We start from the raw sequence: 17,496 nt of genomic DNA on the forward strand, positions 1-17,496 counted from the left end.
CGCAAAGCGTAGGATTGCCGGTTTGGCTTTGCCCAAACTCAGCAAGGGAGTGTTGCCATCTGCGCATGCACCCGCTACAGACGGTCAGGGCTGGCCTGTTTCTCACGCTTTCGGCTACTCCGTGTTACTGCAGCCCCGCCAAAAACAGCACTTCCGCCGTTCCGAATTGCCCAACGGGCGCGCTGGTGCTTCCAGCAGCGGCCCCACCTCCGACCATCTCAAAACCACTCAGAACAGCCCCCGATTTTCCACAATAGTGGATAACTAAACTCTTTTTCCAGTTACTGAGAGCGGTTTTTTAGAGTAATCCCCCGGTTTTCCACGGGGTTTTCCACATCGATTTAGCAGTGGGGATGATTTCGGGGATAACCTGGGGGAAACACACCGGACCAACGGGGATAAGTGGGGTAGAAGTTTTTTTGGCAAATCCCCCGTTTCTACAGGGGAAAGCAGCGGGGGATAACCGTGGATAACTTTCCCCTCACAAAACGCCTTCCCACATACTCACTTTCTGGGGGAAAAGAAAAATGTGGAAACCCGGTGGACATGTTGAAAAATCATACAACTTTCTAATAAACAGCTTTTTGTTTTCCACAATACCGGTGGATAGCGGGTGGATAAGGCCTTGCTTACCCCCACGTTTTCCACGCTGGGGATAACCCCCGGCGCTTATCCACTTATCAACCGACCTAATGAGTGGAAACAAGAAAGGTTTTTTAGAAAAAAATTTAATCAAAAATTAAAACTGGGGAAAACCCGGCTCAAGGGTTTTGTCTTGGCTCAAGGGTTTTGTCTTAGGGAAAGCATTTTGGGATTTCGTTTCGCTCAGCTGGGAAAGCGCGCTTCAAAAAAGCCGGCTACCGGTTGTTCCGGAAATGCGTAGAAGCGGTTTTCCCAAGCCGGTTTTTCTGTCCTCAATGCCGTTCGACTACGCCCTCGATTTCGTCACCCTCGATTTTCGCCAGCACCCCGAGCTCTACCGGGTGGGCCGGGGTGAGCAGGGCGTGCTGCTGGTGCAGCCCTACAAAGGCGAAATCCTGCCCCTCTGGCGCTTCAAAGACGCGGCGGCGGCCACCGAGTCGTCGGAGGCCATTTACGGGCTGTTTGAGGCGTATTTGAAGGCCCACGATTTTGTGGGCGCCGACATGGCCCGGAAATTCATCCAGATGGGCTTCACCCGTGCCCGGCGCTACGCCAACCATCAGGGCGGCAAAAAATACGCCGGCCCCGTGCCCGCCGACAAGAAGGGCCAGAGCGGCGCCCACGGCCGCGCCGAACTGCCCCGTAATCCCCACCCCGATGTGGATAAAGTGGAAGCCGCTGCCATTTTCAAGCGCACCTGGGACCGGGCCAAAACCAACCCCGAATACCTGCGCCAAAAGGCGGCGTTTGTGGAAAAGTATGGGAAGTAGGGTTTCGTTGTCAGTTCTTCGTTGCCAGTCGTCCGGAGCGAGAGGAGTCCTGACAACTAGCAACGAACAACTAGCCCGCTGCCTACCTTTGCCTACTACCCTTCACCCCAACCCCATGAGCACCCCCCAACCCTCCAGCATCGAGGAAAACGAAATCATTCTGGGCACCGGCATGGGCCCGCTGCGCTTCGGCGCCACCATGGACGAAGTCCGCACCCTGGTCGGCGAGCCCGAGGAAATTGACGAGTCCGACGACGACGACGACTTCGAGCACCAGGCCTGGAACTACCACGAAGAAGACTACTTGCTCTCGCTCTATTTTGACCGCGAAGACGACTTCCGTCTGAGCTGCATCGAAACCGACAACCCCAGCATGCGCCTCTTCGGCGAGGCCATTCACGGCCAGAGCGTGGACCAGGTGAAGGCCCTCATGCAGCGCCACAACCAGCCCACGCCCGAGCTCGAAACCATGGAAGAAGGCGCGGTGCGCCTCTCCTACGAGAAGTCGATGATTGACTTATACTTCGAAGATGGCGAGCTGCAGTTCGTCAATTTCGGCGTCTTCATCAACGACGACATGGAAGTGCAATGGCCCAAGTAGCCGAGGTTTATCCACATTTCCGGCGATTTTGCCTGTGGATAAGTGGATAAGTGCCTGACAATGGGCCGGTAATTCCGGCTTTTGGACGCCGAACCCAGAATGGGCCGGCTTTCGGAAAAATCGTTCACAAAAAAAGGCTGCCCCGCACAGGACAGCCTTTTTTGTGTTTTAGGGAGCCGGGGCTGCTAGCCCAGTACGGCGCGGAACAGCAGGAAGAGCAGCCCCGACAGGACCATGGTCACGGGCAGGGTGAGCACCCACGCCAGGGCAATGTTGCGCACCATGCTCGGGTTGATATTCTTGACGCCGCGGCTGGCCACCATGCTGCCGGCGATGGAAGAGGTGAGCACGTGCGTGGTGGAGGAAGGCAGGCCGAACTGCGTGCTGATGCCAATCATGGCCGCCGCCACGAGCTCCGAGCTGGCGCCCTGCGCGTAGCTCAGGTGCTCCTTGCCGATGCGCTCGCCGATGGTTTTCACGATGCGCTGCCAGCCAATCATGGTGCCGCAGGCCAGCGAGAGGCTCACCATCAGCAGCACCCACCACGGGGCGTAGTCGGTGAAGGTTTTCATGTTGGCCGTGGCCGCGTCGTAGATGCTGCGGTCCTGGCTACTCAGGCTCACGTTGGGCGAGGCGAGGAGCTTTTTGGCCCGGTTGGAGAGCAGCAGCACGTCGCGGCGGATTTCGAAGCGCGTTTGCTGGGGCAGTTCTTTGATGTTGGTTTTGCCGGCGAAAATCCGGTCCAGGTCGGCGGTCTGAACCTGAATTTCGGCCAGGCTTTTCTGGTCGTTGGGGCTAAGGTCGGCGCGGTTCACGCGGCTGATAACGTATTCGACTTTGCTCAGCGACTCGCGCAGGTCGAGGGGGTTTTTGCTCTCGTCGAGGGCAAACCGGAAGGGCACAATGCCGATTAGAATCAGCATAATCAGGCCCACGCCTTTTTGGCCATCATTGGAGCCGTGGAAGAAACTGACCAGCGTGCAGGTCACGATGAGCAGCAGCCGAATCCAAAGCGGTGGCGGCTTGCGCTTGTGCGGCTCCTTGAAAATAGCTTTGCTGGGCACGAAACGCTTGAACAGGAACATCATGCCGATGGTGAGCGCGAAGCCCAGCAGCGGCCCTACCAGCAGCGCAATGCCGGTTTCGCCGGCTTTGCTCCAGTTCACGGCCGCGCCCTGCGAGCCGGGCAGCAGCGAAAACGCGATGCCGACGCCCAGAATGGAGCCAATGAGTGCGTGCGAGCTGGAGGCCGGAATGCCGTAGTACCAGGTGCCAATGTTCCAGATGATGGCGGCCAGAATGAGCGCGCCCACCATGGCAATGCCGTGGTACACGTTCTGGTCGACCAGCGTTTCGACGGGCAGCAAATAGATAATGCCCATGGCCACGCCAATGCCGCCGGCAAACACGCCGATGAAGTTCCAGAATGCCGACCACACCACCGCCACCCAGGGGCGCAGCGTGTTGGTGTAAATGACGGTGGCCACGGCGTTGGCCGTGTCGTGAAAACCATTGACGAACTCGAACGCGCAGGCGGCCAGCAGGCACACGCCGAGAAGCAGCAGCACGTGAGGTTCTAAACCAAACATAAACAGGAAATTGGTGGGTATTTAAGTTGAATCATGCGTCAAAGGTAGGGAGATGGCCCGGCGTGGGTATGTTACCGAATTGTGACGCACGGCCGGCTATTGGGTGAGCAACTGATTTTTGGGCCTTCTACGGGGATGTTTCAGCTTCTGCCGCATCGGCCTACTTTTGTGGGCATGAACCCAGCAATCGAAACCACCCAACTCAAGGATATTGTGGCCCACGCCAAGGAATACGGCTTCGTGTTCCAGTCCTCAGAAATCTACGACGGCCTGCAGGCCGTGTACGACTACGGCCCCAACGGCGTGGAGCTGAAAAACAACCTCAAGCGCCTGTGGTGGGAGTCGATGACCCAACTGCACGACAACGTGGTGGGCATCGATGCCGCCATTTTTATGGCCCCGCAAACCTGGGAAGCCAGCGGCCACGTCGCGGGGTTCAACGACCCCATGATTGACAACCTCGACAGCAAGAAGCGCTACCGTGCCGACGTGCTGCTCGAAGACAAAGCCGCCGAGTACGAACGCGCCGGCGACCCCGCCCGCGGGGCCGCCCTCACCGCCGAAATGGGCCGCCTGCTCACGGAAAACGACCTGGCCGGCGTGCGCCAGCTCATCCTCGACGAGAAGATTCTGTGCCCCGTGTCCGGCACCGGCAAGTGGACCGAAGTGCGCCAGTTCAACCTGATGTTCTCGACCCAGGGCTCGTCGGTGGACGCCGACGCGCCGCCCGTGTACCTGCGCCCCGAAACGGCTCAGGGCATTTTTGTGAACTTCCTGAACGTGCAGAAATCGGCCCGCATGAAAATCCCCTTCGGCATTGCCCAAATCGGCAAGGCCTTCCGGAACGAGATTGTGGCCCGGCAGTTCATCTTCCGGATGCGCGAGTTTGAGCAGATGGAAATGCAGTTTTTCATTCGCCCCGGCACCGAAATGGCCTGGTACGAAACCTGGAAGGCCGCCCGCCGCCGCTGGCACGAGGCCCTGGGCCTGCCCGCCGCCAAGCTGCGCTTCCACGACCACGACAAGCTGGCCTTCTACGCCAATGCCGCCGTGGACATCGAATACGAATTCCCCTTTGGCTTCAAGGAAATGGAGGGCATTCACTCCCGCACCGACTACGACCTGACGCAGCACCAGAACCTGAGCCGCAAGAAGCTGCAGTATTTCGACAACGACCTCGACCCCGCCACCGGCAAGGCCTACGGCAACTACGTGCCCTTCGTGGTCGAAACCTCGGTGGGCGCCGACCGCCTGTTTCTGGCCACGCTCAGCAATGCCTTCACCGAGGAAACCATCACGGAAGGGGAGGGCGAGGCCCAACAGACCAAAACCCGCACGTTCCTGAAGCTGCACCCCGCCGTGGCCCCCATCAAGGCCGCCATTTTCCCGCTGGTGCGCAAGGACGGCATGCCCGAAAAAGCCCAGGAGATTTTCGACGAGCTGCGCTTCGATTTCCGCCTCGTGCTGGAGGAGCGCGACGCCATCGGCAAGCGCTATACCCGGCAGGACCTCATCGGCACGCCCTTCTGCATTGTGGTGGACGGCCAGACCCTGGAGGACAACACCGTGACCGTGCGCCACCGCGACACCCGCGAGCAAACCCGCATGCCCATCGCCGACCTGCGCGCCTACATCGGCGAGGCGGTGAGCTTCCGGCGCATTTTTGAGAAGCTGTGATTTGACGGCTTTGGCAGCGGTATAGTGAAAAATGTTTCACTATACTGACTTTTAACTGGGAAGCCAGGTGATGCGGTAAGCTTTTTGCTTGGCGCGTCACCTGGCTTTATTTTTCATCAATAATTCATTTTCATGCCCACAACTACCTTTCTGAAGATAGGATTCGCCTTGGTTGCATTACCCGCGCTGGCAGGCCCACCCAGGGCAGTAGCGCCCGCTCCGGCGGCCACCGTCGAATTCATCGCCAACCAGCGGCAATGGGAAAAGCCGGTGCTTTTTGCGGCCGATGTGCCCGCCGGCCGGCTGTTTTTGGAGCGCGGCCGCCTGGTGCAGGCCCTGTACGATGGCAAGCAGGTGGACGCGCTGCACCACCGTTCGGCCGAAACGTCGGACCAGCAGCGCATTCGGGCGCATGCCTATTCCACCACGTTTGTGGGCGCCAATGCCCAGGCCCTGGTGAAAGGTGAAGCGCAGCTGCCCGGCTACAGCAGCTATTTCCTGGGCAACGACGAGAGCCGCTGGGCCAGCAAGGTGCCCGGCTACGGCGAAGTGCGCTACCAGGGCCTCTACCCCGGCATCGACCTGCATTTTTACAGCAAAGAGCGGGTGCTGGAATACGATTTTGAGCTGGCCGCCGGGGCCGATGCCAAGCGCATCGCGCTGCGCTACGCCGGCCAAACCAAGCTGGCGGTAGTGGGCGGCGCCCTGCACATCGGCACCACGGTGGGCACGGTGGTGGAGCAGCGCCCCTACGCCTACCAGGTAGTGGACGGCCACCGCCAGCGCGTGGCCTGCGAATACGCCCTGGGCGCCGGCAATACCGTGAAATTCAGCCTGCCGCAGGACTACAACCACGCCCTGCCGCTGGTGATTGACCCGATACTCGTGTATTCGAGCTACAGCGGCTCGACGGCCAGCAACTACGGCTACACCGCCACTTACGACTCGCTGGGCAACCTCTACGCCGGGGGAGTGGTGTTCTCGCTGGGCTTCCCCACCACGCTGGGGGCCTACAGCGCCAGCTTTGCCGGTAGCCAGGACATTGGCATCATCAAGTACAACCCCTCGGCCACTACCGGGGCCACCAGCCGCGTGTACGCCACGTACCTGGGCGGCAGCTCCGACGACCACCCGCACAGCCTGGTGGTGGACCGCGCCGGCAACCTGGTCATTCTGGGCTCGACCAGCTCCAGCAACTACCCCACCAGCACCACGGCCTACGACCGCACCTTCAACGGCGTGGCCGATATTATTCTGAGCAAGCTGAACCCCACCGGCACCACGCTGCTGGCCTCGACCTTCCTGGGCGGCACCGCCGCCGATGGCCAGGTAACCGGCAACCTGAGCCACAACTACGGCGACGCCTACCGCGGCGACGTGACCACCGACCGGCAGAACAACATCTACATTGCCTCCATCACGCAATCCACCAACTTCCCCGTCACCGCGCAGGCATTCCAGCGGACCTCCGGCGGGGGCGCTTCCGATGCGGTGGTGGCCAAGCTCAACACCGGCCTCACGGCGCTGGTGTGGAGCAACTACCTGGGCGGCAACAACACCGACGCGGCCTATTCGGTGCAGCTGGATAGCGTGAACAACGTGTTTGTGGGCGGTGGCACAGTCAGCGCCAACTTTCCGGGGGCTATTGGGGGCTTCAAGCCCACGTTTTCCGGGGGCACGGCCGATGGCTTCATTGCCCGCATTTCGAGCAGCGGCGACGACCTGGTGCAAAGCACGTACCTCGGCACTTCCAGCTACGACCAAACCTACTTCGTGCAGCTCAACAAGCGCGGCGAAGTGTACGCCTACGGCCAAACCGACGGCACGTACCCCATCAGCACGGGCCTGTACGGCAATGCCAACAGCCGGCAGTTCATTCACAAGCTGAATGCCCGCCTCAACACCAGCCTGTACTCCACGGTCATCGGCAACGGCACGCTGGGCCAGATTTCGCCCACGGCTTTCCTGGTGGATAACTGCGGGCAGATTATGATTTCGGGCTGGGGCGGCAACAACGCCGGCATGCCCGTCACGCCCGACGCCATCCGCAGCACCGGCGGCACCAGCAGCTTTGGCTACTTCTACATCGCGCAGCTCTCCGGCGATGCGCAACGGCTGGTGTACGGCACGTTCTTCGGCAACGGCTCGGCGCACGTGGACGGCGGCACGTCGCGCTTCGACAAAAAGGGCATCATCTACCAGTCAATGTGCGTGGGCAGCGGCGTGCTGCCCACCACCCCGAACGCCTGGTCGGCCAGCAACGGCTCCAGCTGGAACAATGCCGCCTTCAAAATCGACGTGCTGCAGCTCAGCGCCAGCTTTGTGCCGGCCACCACGCCCACCAGCATCGTGCGCCAGGCCAACCTCTGCGCGCCGGCCCAGTTTTACTTCAACCGGCCCTCGGCCAACGGCACCAGCACGCTGTGGAATTTCGGCAATGGCCAAACCTCAACCCAGGCCAACAACGCCACCACCACCTACCAGACCCCCGGCAAATACCCCGTGCGGCTGACGGTGTTCGACACCAATAGCTGCCTGCAAAGCGTGACGTCGGTTGATACCGTGACGGTGTACGCCGTGCCGCAGCCCCGCGTGGCCGTCAGCGCCCGCCAAACCATCTGCGTGGGCTCGCAGGCCACCCTCACGGCCACCAACCAGGCCACGCTCACCCCCACTGTGACCTATACCTGGACGGCCCCCGGCCAGCCCACCCTCACCGGTCCCACCATCACGGTGAGCCCCGCGGCCACCACCCGGTACACGGTCACGATTAGCACGCCGGCCAGTGCCGGCGGGTGCTCGGCCACCGATACCGTGACGGTGAAAGTGCTGTCCCGCCTGGTGGTATCGGCGGGTCCGGCCCGCACCATTTGCCCCGGTGCCAGTGCGGCCCTCAGCGTGGCCAACTTTGGTGCTGGCGCCACCTACACCTGGACGGCGCCCGGCCAGCCCACCCTCACCGGCCAAAACGTGACGGTGAGCCCCGCCGCCAGCACCCGCTACCTGGTGCGTATCGTGAACGCCACCGGCTGCCAGGGCCGCGACTCGGTGCAGGTGAACGTGGCCCCGCGCCCCGTGCTGGCCGCCACCGCCAGCTCGCCCAACCTCGTCAACAAGCCGGTGGTATTCACCAACACCACCACGGGTGCCACCAGCTACCGTTGGGATTTTGGCGACAATACGCCCGTGAGCACCGATGTGAGCCCCACGCACACCTACGCCACCGCCGCGCCCACCGTGCCCTACCAGGTGCGCCTGACGGCCGTTTACGGTCCCGGCTGCGAGGAGTCCCTCATCGTGCCGGTGAAGGTGCGCGGCTTCGATTTGCCGAACATCATCACCCCCAACAATGATGGCCAGAACGACACCTTCCGGCCGTTCGTTTCCACGCAAAGCGTCGATATCCAGATTTTTAACCGCTGGGGCCGGCTGGTTTTCGAGCAGAAAAACTACACCGACAGCTGGGGCGATGCCGGCACCGCACCCGGCGTGTATTACTACCGCCTGGTGAACGCCAGCGGCGAAAGCTGGAAGGGCTGGATTGAGGTAGTAAAGTAGCTTTCCACCAATTTTTTAGATTGCCCAACTGCCCCCGGCTTACCGCCGGGGGCAGTTTCGTTTTGGGGCCGCTGCCGGCCGCGTTGGCCGCCCCGCGCCGTGCGTACGTAACTTTGCCTTTTTGCAGGGTTTTATGTGGTCAAACATCGCGCTGTTCATCATCCGGTTTCGCCTCTCATTGATTGCGGTGCTGGCCGTCATCACCGTGTTCATGGCCTGGAAGGCCAAGGACGTGGAAATGACCTACGACTTCGCCCAGGTGGTGAGTCCGAACGACCCGGACATGGTCTTCTTTCAGCAGTTCAAAAAGAAGTTCGGCGAAGATGCCAACGTGCTGGTGCTGGGCCTGCAGGATAGCGCCGTGTACCGCCTGGGCAACTTCAACGAGCTGCGCACCCTCACCGATACGCTGGCCAAAGTAGAAGGCGTGAGCGGCGTGCTGAGCGTGACCAAGCTGCTGGCCATCCGCAAGGACACGGCCACCAACCAGTTCAGGGCCACGCCCATTTTCAAGACGTTTCCGCGCACCCAGCACGAGCTCGACAGCCTGATGCGCGAGGTCAACCGCGTCGAGTTCTACAAGGGCCAGCTCATCAGTCCGCGCACCGGGGCCACGCTGCTGGCCCTCACCATGGACCCCAGCTACCTCAATTCCTCGCGCCGCCAGGCCGTGATGAAGAACATCCTGGGCTTCGCCAAAGCCTTCGAGCAGAAGACCAATATCCGCCTGCACTACGCCGGCCTGCCCTACGTGCGCTACACGATGACGAGCAAAGTGGGCTCGGAAATGACGTTTTTCACCCTGCTGGCGCTGGTGGTCACGGGCATCACGCTGCTGGTTTTCTTCCGCACCTGGGCCGCCGTGGTGTTTCCGCTGCTGGTGGTGGCCGTCACGGCCATCTGGGCCATCGGCTCCATCGTGCTGCTGGGGTATAAAATCAACCTGCTCACCGGCCTCATCCCGAGTTTGATTATCGTTATCGGCATCCCGAACTGCACCTACCTGCTCTCGCGCTACCACTACGACTACCGCAAATCGGGCAACCAGATGCTGGCCATGACGCGGGTAATCCGCAAAATCGGCCTCGTCACGCTCATGAACAACACGACCACGGCCATCGGCTTTTTCGTGTTCTGCTTCACCGACATTGCCATCCTGTTTCAGTTCGGGCTGGTGGCCACCATCAACATTTTCGTGGCTTTCATCATCAGCTTCATCCTGATTCCGGCCGTGTTTACCTACCTGCCGCCGCCCACGCCCAAGCAGCTGGAGCACCTCGATGCCGCGCCGCTCACCAAGCTGCTGGAGTTTTTCGACCACCTCGTGATGGACCGCCGCCCCACCGTGTACGTGACCGCGCTGATACTCGTAATCGGGGCCGCCATCGGCATTCGGCGCATCGAAGCCGTGTCGTTCATGGTGGACGACCTGCCCAAAAACAGCTCCGTAAACGCCGATTTGAGCTTTTTCGAGCGCCATTTCAACGGCGTGATGCCGCTCGAATTTGAAGTCGACACCCACAAGAAGCAGGGCCTGCTGAAACTCAAAAACCTGGAGAAAATCAACCAGTTTGAGAACTACCTGCGCACCCAGCCCGAAGTCACGTCGCCCATCAGCATCGTCACTTTTCTGAAAGCCACCACCCAGGCCTACTACAACGGCGACCCCCAGTTCTACCGCCTGCCCGATAATTCGGAGAAGAACTTCATCCTCACCAGCCTGGCCAATTCCAAAGGCTCCGGCGCAGGCATGGACAGCAAGCTGCTCCGCTCGTTTGTGGACAAAGACGGCCAGCGCGCCCGCATCAGCCTGAAGATTGCCGACATCGGCTCGCGCAACCTGGACACGCTGATGAACAAAAAAATCCTGCCCGAGATGCACCGCGTCTTCAACGGCACGGGCATGGACGTGCGGCCCACCGGCACCACCATTCTGTTCACCAAAGGCAACGAGTACATCATCCACACCCTGCGCGACAGCCTGTTCCTGGCCTTTGGGCTGGTGGGCCTGGTGGTGCTGCTCCTGTTCCGGTCGGCCCGCACGGTGCTTTTTGCCTTGATTCCGAACGCCGTGACGCTGATTCTCACGGCCGGCATCATGGGCTACTTTGGGCTGCCGCTCAAGCCGGGCACGGCGCTCATCTTCGTCATCGCCCTGGGCATCGATGGCGACAACTCCATTCACCTGCTGGCCAAATTCCGGCAGGAAATGGTGCTGAACGGCAACCGGGTGCGCGAAGCGGTGTCGGTTACCCTCAGCGAAGCCGGTACCAGCATGATTTACACCAGCATCGTGTTGCTGGTGGGCTTCAGCATCTTTGCTTTCAGCGAGTTTGGCGGCACCAAGGCCCTGGGCATGCTGATGTCGGCCTCGCTGCTGATTACGAATTTTTCCAACCTGATTTTGTTGCCTTGCTTGCTGGTCACCTTTGAGCACGGCAAAGGCAACTACATCAGCGAAAAAGCCCCGATTCGGCACTACGACGAGTCGTACCACGAAGAGGACGACGACGCCGATTTGAACCTGAAAGAAATGCACAAAGCCGCTGATTACGAAGGCGACTACACGATTTAAGAACGTCATTCACTACCAGAACGTCATGCAGAGCGCAGCGAAGCATCTCGCTTGTGGCAGTAACCATTGACGCCAAAACAATTGAATTACTGCCCCACGCGAGATGCTTCGCTGCACTCTGCATGACGGCCTTACTGACCGAGTAACCCAATGAAATACCCCGAATACAAGCAGCCGCTCAACTACGGCCAGCTCGGCGAGGACATCCTCGCCTGGTGGAAGGAGCACGGCATCTTTGAGAAGAGCGTGAGCAGCCGCGAAGGCCAGCCCACGTTCGTGTTTTACGAAGGCCCGCCTTCCGCTAATGGCGCGCCCGGCATCCACCACGTCATGGCGCGGACGGTGAAGGACATTTTCGGCCGCTACCAGACGCTGCTGGGCAAGCAAGTGCCCCGCAAAGGCGGCTGGGACACCCACGGCCTGCCCATCGAGCTGCAGGTGGAGAAGGAGCTGGGCATCACGAAGGATGACATCGGCAAGAAAATCAGCATCGAGGACTACAACCAGCGCTGCAAGGAAACCGTCATGCGCTTCAAGGCGCAGTGGGACGACCTGACCGAGAAAATGGGCTACTGGGTCGACCTCGACGACCCCTATGTGACCTTCGAGCCGGAGTACATCGAAAGCTGCTGGGCGCTGCTCAAGAAGCTCTACGACAAAGGCTTGCTCTACAAAGGCTACACCATCCAGCCCTACTCGCCCGCCGCCGGCACCGGCCTTTCGTCGCACGAGCTGAACCAGCCCGGCACCTACAAGGACGTGAAAGACACGACCGTGGTGGCGCAGTTCAAGGTGAAACGGGACGAGGTTTCTGAGAAGCTTTTTTCAGGACTGAATCAAAGCTTGGATACATTCATTCTAGCTTGGACCACTACGCCTTGGACGCTACCTGCAAATACTGGTCTTGCAATAGGCGCTAAAATTAAATACTTAGTCGTAGGCTGCTACAACCCATATACATTCAAGAAGCAAGCAGTTGTCCTTGCTAAAAGCCGGTTTGATTCTTACTTCGATTTAGATGGTAAGAATGTTGATGAAACATCAATTGGCTCAATGGCTTGGCAGCGTACTGTTCCTCTCTACGATGAGCAAAGTTCTCTGCCTGAGTATCTATCAGAATCTGATAGAAGCTTAATTTACCGCAAGGGTAAAATTGCTACTTGGCAAATCCTTGGTGAATTCACCGGCGCTGACCTCATCGACATCAAGTACGAGCGGCTGTTCGATTTCACGCCGTTTGAAGGCGAGGAGCGGGCTTTCCGCGTTATCAACGGCGACTTCGTGACCACGGAGGACGGCACCGGCATCGTGCACATCTCGCCCACGTTTGGCGCCGATGACTTCCGGGCCGCGCAGCTGGCGGATATCCCGGCGCTGATGGTGCCGGATGCCGAAGGTACGCTCGGACCCATTGTGGACCGGACGGGCCGCTACGTGCCCCAAATGGGCGAGTTTGCGGGCCGCTGGGTGAAGAACTACGACGGCCACGACGAGTCGGGGGCCGACTACAAGACGCTGGACGAGAGCATCGTTATTAAGATGAAGGGCGACGGTACGGCCTTCAAAGTGGAGAAGTACGAGCACACCTACCCGCACTGCTGGCGCACCGACAAACCCGTGCTCTACTACCCGCTCGACTCCTGGTTCATCAAGACTACGGCGGTGAAGGACCGGCTCATCGAGCTCAACAAAACCATCAACTGGAAGCCCGAAAGCACCGGCACCGGCCGCTTCGGCAACTGGCTGGAGAACCTGGTAGACTGGAACTTAAGCCGCTCGCGCTACTGGGGCACGCCGCTGCCCATCTGGCGCACGCAGGACCGGACGGAGGAAATCTGCATCGGCAGCATCGCCGAGCTGAAGGCGGAGATTGACAAGGCCGTAGCCGCCGAAGTCATGACCCACAACCCCTACGCCAACGGCGAAAAAGTGGACCTGCACCGGCCCTATGTCGACGATATTTTCCTCGTCAGCCCTACCGGCCAGCCCATGTACCGCGAGCCCGACCTCATCGACGTGTGGTTCGATTCCGGGGCCATGCCCTACGCCCAGTGGCACTATCCGATTGAAAACGCCGATAAATTCCAGAAGAATTTCCCCGCCGATTTCATCGCCGAAGGCGTGGACCAAACCCGCGGCTGGTTCTTCACGCTGCACGCCCTGGCCGTGATGCTGGAAGACTCCGTGGCCTTCAAAAACGTCATCGCCAACGGCCTCGTGCTGGCCAAAGACGGCCAGAAGATGAGCAAGCGCCTCGGCAACGCCGTCGACCCGTTTGCCACCATCAAGCAGTACGGCCCCGATGCCACCCGCTGGTACCTCATCGCCAACGCGCCACCGTGGGACAACCTCAAGTTCGACCCCGCCGGCGTGACCGAAGTGCAGCGCCGCTTCTTCGGCACGCTCTTCAATACGTACTCATTCTTTGCGCTTTACGCCAATTTGGATGACTACCGCACGGCCGAATTCGGCCGCGTGCCGCTGGAAGATTTGAGCGAGCTCGACCGTTGGGTGCTCAGCAAATTGCACACCCTGATAGGGGAGGTGCGCGGCCACCTCGACGCCTACGACCCCACGAAGGCCGCCCGCGCCATCCAGGATTTCGTGACCGACCAGCTCTCGAACTGGTACGTGCGCCTCTCGCGCCGCCGCTTCTGGAAGGGCGAACTGACCACCGACAAGCGCGCCGCCTACGAAACCCTGCAGGAATGCCTCGTGGTGGTGGCGCAGCTGATGTCGCCCATCGCGCCCTTCTTCGGCGATTGGCTGTACAAGAACATGACCGACGGCATGCGCGCCGAGGCCGTGGATAAAAACACTCCTTTGGCACCTGAATCCGTGCATCTTACTTTGATGGCCGAGTCCGATGCCACCCGCATCGACACCAAGCTGGAGGAGCGCATGGAGCTGGCCCAGCGCATCAGCTCGCTGGCGCACTCGCTACGCAAAAAATCGGTGCTGAAGGTGCGCCAGCCCCTGCAGCGCATCCTGGTGCCGGTGCTGAACGACACGACCAAGGAGCAAGTCGGCCTCGTGGAGGACCTGATTTGCGCCGAAATCAACGTGAAGCACATCGAGTTTCTGGACGATGAAAGCGGCGTGCTGGTGAAGTCGGTGAAGCCCAATTTTAAGCGCCTCGGCCAGCAATACGGCCCGCGCCTGAAGGCCGTGGGTGCCCGCATCCAGGCCATGACGGCCGCCGAAATCAGCAAGCTGGAGAAGGAGGGAACCCTCGCCGTAGAAGTTGATGGCCAGCCCATTACCCTGGCTCCCGACGACGTGGAAATCCGCACCGACGACCTGCCCGGCTGGCTCGTGGCCACCGACGGCCCCCTCACCGTGGCCCTCGACGTGACCCTGACCGATGAGCTCCGCCAGGAAGGCCTCGCGCGCGAGCTGGTGAACCGCCTCCAGAATCTGCGCAAAGACTCGGGCCTGGAAGTACAGGACAAAATCCGCGTCACCCTGGCCGACCAACAGCCCGAACTCACGGCCGCCGTGGCCGCGTTCGGCGACTACATCCGCACCGAAACGCAGGCCCTCGTCCTCACCTTCGCCGCCGACGTAAACGGCGGCTCGGTACTCGAATTCGACGACTACTCCGTGCCGGTCCTCTTGGAAGTCGCAACTGCCTGATGCTGAACGACTCGCCGGGAGCTGAAATCCCCGGCAAGTCTTCTGCCGTACAAAGGGCCTATAAGCTCGTCTTTAATCGTATAAAACACCAGATATTCAGGTATAAAAAGCATAAAACATGACAATAAGAACGTTGTGCTTTGAACAGTCATGCAGAGCGTAGCGAAGCATCTTTACCGCTTCGTTTCAACGGCTCATTCGAAGCGGGCAAGATGCTTCGCTGCGCTCTGCATGACGTTCTTTTGTCTTTGATATCTGACCTCATTTTCCCTAGTTGCCTCGCCACTTTCGGCTCGCCTGAATGCACCCAACCCTCACCAATCGCCAGCAAACGGCGGCCAAATTCTTCCTGCTGGCGCTGTTCGTCATTGCCCTCGACCAGCTGTCGAAGTGGGCCGTGCACACCTACATGCAGCCCGGCATGGCGGGCGAAATCCCCCTCATCGGCCACTGGGCCAAGCTGCACTACACGCTGAACCCCGGCATGGCCTTCGGGGCCGAATTGCCCGCGCCGTATGGCAAGCTGGTTCTTAGCGGGTTCCGGCTGCTGGCCGTGTTTGGCTTGAGCTACTACATCATCCGCCTCTGCAAGCAACGCGCTGCTGCCGGCTACATCGCCTGCATGGCCCTCATCCTCGGCGGGGCCGTCGGCAACCTGATTGACTCGGTTTTCTACGGCATCATCTACGACAACGCGCCGTTCGGCTCGCCCACGCGCTGGTTCTACGGCCAGGTCATCGACATGCTCTACGTGGATATCTACGAAGGCTTTCTGCCCCAAAACTGGCCGCTGCTAGGAGGAAAGTACGTCTCGCTCTGGCCCATCTTCAACATCGCCGATTCCTCCATTTTCATCGGTGTAGCCGTTATTTTGCTTAATCAGAGCCGTTTTTTCAAGCAGGAAGAGCCAGTTGTAGCAGCGAATCATAGCGAGCCGCTGGTAGCTCCTGACTCGGAGAATCTGGCTTAGATTTATTGAACGTCATGCCGAGCGAAGCCGAGGCATCTCGCTCGCGCCGCCTGCCGTCAACCTCACCCCCTGACCCCCCTCTCCAAAAAAGAGGGGGCACCGGTTCGAAGCAAACGCAGAAACTTAAGGAGCCCGACGCATTGTGTCGGGCTCTTTTTATGAGCCAAAACTCGCTAGAAGCAGGTCTGGTGCCCCCTCTTTTTTGGAGAGGGGGTCAGGTTGACGCGGAGGGCGATTCCGTGCCGACATACCGTTCTTTGCAGCTCCATCCCGCCTGCAATGCACCCAACCCTGACCACCCGCCAGCATTCCGCCGCCAAATTCTTCCTGCTGGCTTTAAGTATCATCGTGCTCGACCAACTCTCGAAGTGGGCCGTGCACACCTACATGCAGCCCGGTTCGGCCGGCGAAATCCCCGTTCTCGGCCAATTCGCCAAGCTGAACTACACCCTGAATCCCGGCATGGCCTTCGGCGCGCAGCTGCCCGCCCCCTACGGCAAGCTGGTGCTCACGGCTTTCCGCAGCCTCGCCGTGGTGGGTTTGGTGTACTACATCATCCGCCTGTGCCGCCAGCGTGTGGCGGCCGGCTACATCGCCTGCATGGCCCTGATTCTGGGCGGTGCGCTCGGCAACCTAATCGACTCGATTTTCTACGGAATTATCTACAATAATGCCCCTGTAGGCTCGCCCACGCGCTGGTTCTACGGCCAGGTCATCGACATGATTTACGTGCCGCTGTACGTGGGTTATTTCCCCAAATCCTGGCCCCTCATCGGCGGCTCCTACAGCGGCGGCTTCCCCATCTTCAACATCGCCGATTCCTCCATCTTCATCGGCGTCGCGCTGATTCTGCTCAACCAGAGCCGCTTTTTCAATGAATCGCAGCCGGTATCCGCCCCGCACAACGAAAGTGTGCCCTTAGTCGCTCCAGACGCTGAGAAGCTGGCGTAGTAGGGAAGAGGCCGCATCCACAATAACAGTACGTCATGCTGAGCGTAGTCGAAGCATCTCTACCGCCTCGTTGCTTTTAATGCTATAAACCTCGTTTTTGCTGTTTTCTATGAGAGAATTAACTGAAGATGAAGCGTACCGAGTGACTGCGCTTTTAGAGAAAGTGGTTGTAGGCTTGGCAAGCCTTGGTGGGCATTATCATGATAACGACGAGGATTTAGCTTGGGGTTTATTGTACATGTTCACTCCCAAACTTGTGAATGAAGCTTCACAAGTACGAAGTATACTTTTTAGCAAATACAATCGAGAACTGGCGGAGGGCGAAGACATGGACGAACTCGAAAAAATGTTCGTGAACCTAGCCTATCGAAAGACACCAACTCCTAAGCAGATAGCTCGATTTAGGCAGAATCGGCTGAAAAAGCAGAAGTAATATTCCACTCGATTACCCAAAACTGCTTAGCGTGTCTTGATACCTCAACGAAGCGGTAGAGATGCTTCGGCTACGCTCAGCATGACGTTCTGTT

10 protein-coding genes are annotated in these 17,496 nt (G+C 59.6%); 9 read left to right on the top strand and 1 reads right to left on the bottom strand.

Annotated elements, in window-relative coordinates; all coding sequences use genetic code 11:
* The first annotated feature begins 917 nt into the window (after positions 1–917).
* Positions 918–1,412, top strand: coding sequence for a DUF4385 domain-containing protein (locus J4G38_RS01150; protein ID WP_210514384.1), 495 nt, complete (start codon positions 918–920; stop codon positions 1,410–1,412).
* A 115-nt stretch (positions 1,413–1,527) separates the two neighbouring features.
* A complete protein-coding gene (locus J4G38_RS01155) occupies positions 1,528–2,013 on the top strand; it encodes a hypothetical protein (protein WP_226163049.1) in 486 nt (161 codons plus the stop codon).
* A gap of 185 nt (positions 2,014–2,198) precedes the next feature.
* On the opposite strand, the gene J4G38_RS01160 is transcribed toward J4G38_RS01155, so the two are convergent.
* Entirely contained in the window at positions 2,199–3,602 is a 1,404-nt protein-coding gene (locus tag J4G38_RS01160; RefSeq protein WP_210514386.1) for an inorganic phosphate transporter, read from the bottom strand.
* A 174-nt stretch (positions 3,603–3,776) separates the two neighbouring features.
* Between J4G38_RS01160 and J4G38_RS01165 the strand changes: the two genes are divergently transcribed.
* The 7 genes from J4G38_RS01165 to J4G38_RS01195 all read left to right on the top strand — a co-directional run bounded on the left by J4G38_RS01165 (position 3,777) and on the right by J4G38_RS01195 (position 17,402).
* Positions 3,777–5,279 carry a glycine--tRNA ligase gene (locus J4G38_RS01165; RefSeq protein WP_210514388.1) on the top strand — a complete coding sequence of 501 codons (1,503 nt, stop codon included), beginning with the start codon at positions 3,777–3,779 and terminating at the stop codon, positions 5,277–5,279.
* A gap of 132 nt (positions 5,280–5,411) precedes the next feature.
* Complete coding sequence (locus J4G38_RS01170; RefSeq protein WP_210514390.1) at positions 5,412–8,837, top strand: DUF7948 domain-containing protein; 3,426 nt, start codon at positions 5,412–5,414, stop codon at positions 8,835–8,837.
* Between the two features lie 133 nt (positions 8,838–8,970).
* Positions 8,971–11,412: an efflux RND transporter permease subunit gene (locus J4G38_RS01175; protein ID WP_210514392.1), complete on the top strand. Its 2,442-nt coding sequence runs from the start codon at positions 8,971–8,973 to the stop codon at positions 11,410–11,412.
* A 150-nt stretch (positions 11,413–11,562) separates the two neighbouring features.
* Positions 11,563–15,048 (top strand): isoleucine--tRNA ligase, encoded by a 3,486-nt coding sequence (gene ileS, locus J4G38_RS01180; RefSeq protein ID WP_210514394.1) that lies wholly within the window; start codon positions 11,563–11,565, stop codon positions 15,046–15,048.
* A 301-nt stretch (positions 15,049–15,349) separates the two neighbouring features.
* Entirely contained in the window at positions 15,350–16,018 is a 669-nt protein-coding gene (locus tag J4G38_RS01185; protein WP_210514396.1) for a lipoprotein signal peptidase, read from the top strand.
* Between the two features lie 279 nt (positions 16,019–16,297).
* A complete protein-coding gene (locus tag J4G38_RS01190; protein ID WP_210514398.1) occupies positions 16,298–16,969 on the top strand; it encodes a lipoprotein signal peptidase in 672 nt (223 codons plus the stop codon).
* A 109-nt stretch (positions 16,970–17,078) separates the two neighbouring features.
* Positions 17,079–17,402 carry a hypothetical protein gene (locus J4G38_RS01195; RefSeq protein WP_210514400.1) on the top strand — a complete coding sequence of 108 codons (324 nt, stop codon included), beginning with the start codon at positions 17,079–17,081 and terminating at the stop codon, positions 17,400–17,402.
* The last annotated feature ends 94 nt before the right edge of the window (positions 17,403–17,496 follow it).

The sequence above is a fragment of the Hymenobacter terricola genome (assembly GCF_017921975.2).
GTDB lineage: Bacteria > Bacteroidota > Bacteroidia > Cytophagales > Hymenobacteraceae > Hymenobacter > Hymenobacter terricola.

Excerpts from the sequence above, each read along its gene's own strand:
- J4G38_RS01150 (WP_210514384.1), top strand. The coding sequence starts at position 918 with ATGCCGTTCGACTACGCCCTCGATTTCGTCACCCTCGATTTTCGCCAG.
- J4G38_RS01155 (WP_226163049.1), top strand. The coding sequence starts at position 1,528 with ATGAGCACCCCCCAACCCTCCAGCATCGAGGAAAACGAAATCATTCTG.
- J4G38_RS01160 (WP_210514386.1), bottom strand. The coding sequence starts at position 3,602 with ATGTTTGGTTTAGAACCTCACGTGCTGCTGCTTCTCGGCGTGTGCCTG.
- J4G38_RS01165 (WP_210514388.1), top strand. The coding sequence starts at position 3,777 with ATGAACCCAGCAATCGAAACCACCCAACTCAAGGATATTGTGGCCCAC.
- J4G38_RS01170 (WP_210514390.1), top strand. The coding sequence starts at position 5,412 with ATGCCCACAACTACCTTTCTGAAGATAGGATTCGCCTTGGTTGCATTA.
- J4G38_RS01175 (WP_210514392.1), top strand. The coding sequence starts at position 8,971 with ATGTGGTCAAACATCGCGCTGTTCATCATCCGGTTTCGCCTCTCATTG.
- ileS (WP_210514394.1), top strand. The coding sequence starts at position 11,563 with ATGAAATACCCCGAATACAAGCAGCCGCTCAACTACGGCCAGCTCGGC.
- J4G38_RS01185 (WP_210514396.1), top strand. The coding sequence starts at position 15,350 with ATGCACCCAACCCTCACCAATCGCCAGCAAACGGCGGCCAAATTCTTC.
- J4G38_RS01190 (WP_210514398.1), top strand. The coding sequence starts at position 16,298 with ATGCACCCAACCCTGACCACCCGCCAGCATTCCGCCGCCAAATTCTTC.
- J4G38_RS01195 (WP_210514400.1), top strand. The coding sequence starts at position 17,079 with ATGAGAGAATTAACTGAAGATGAAGCGTACCGAGTGACTGCGCTTTTA.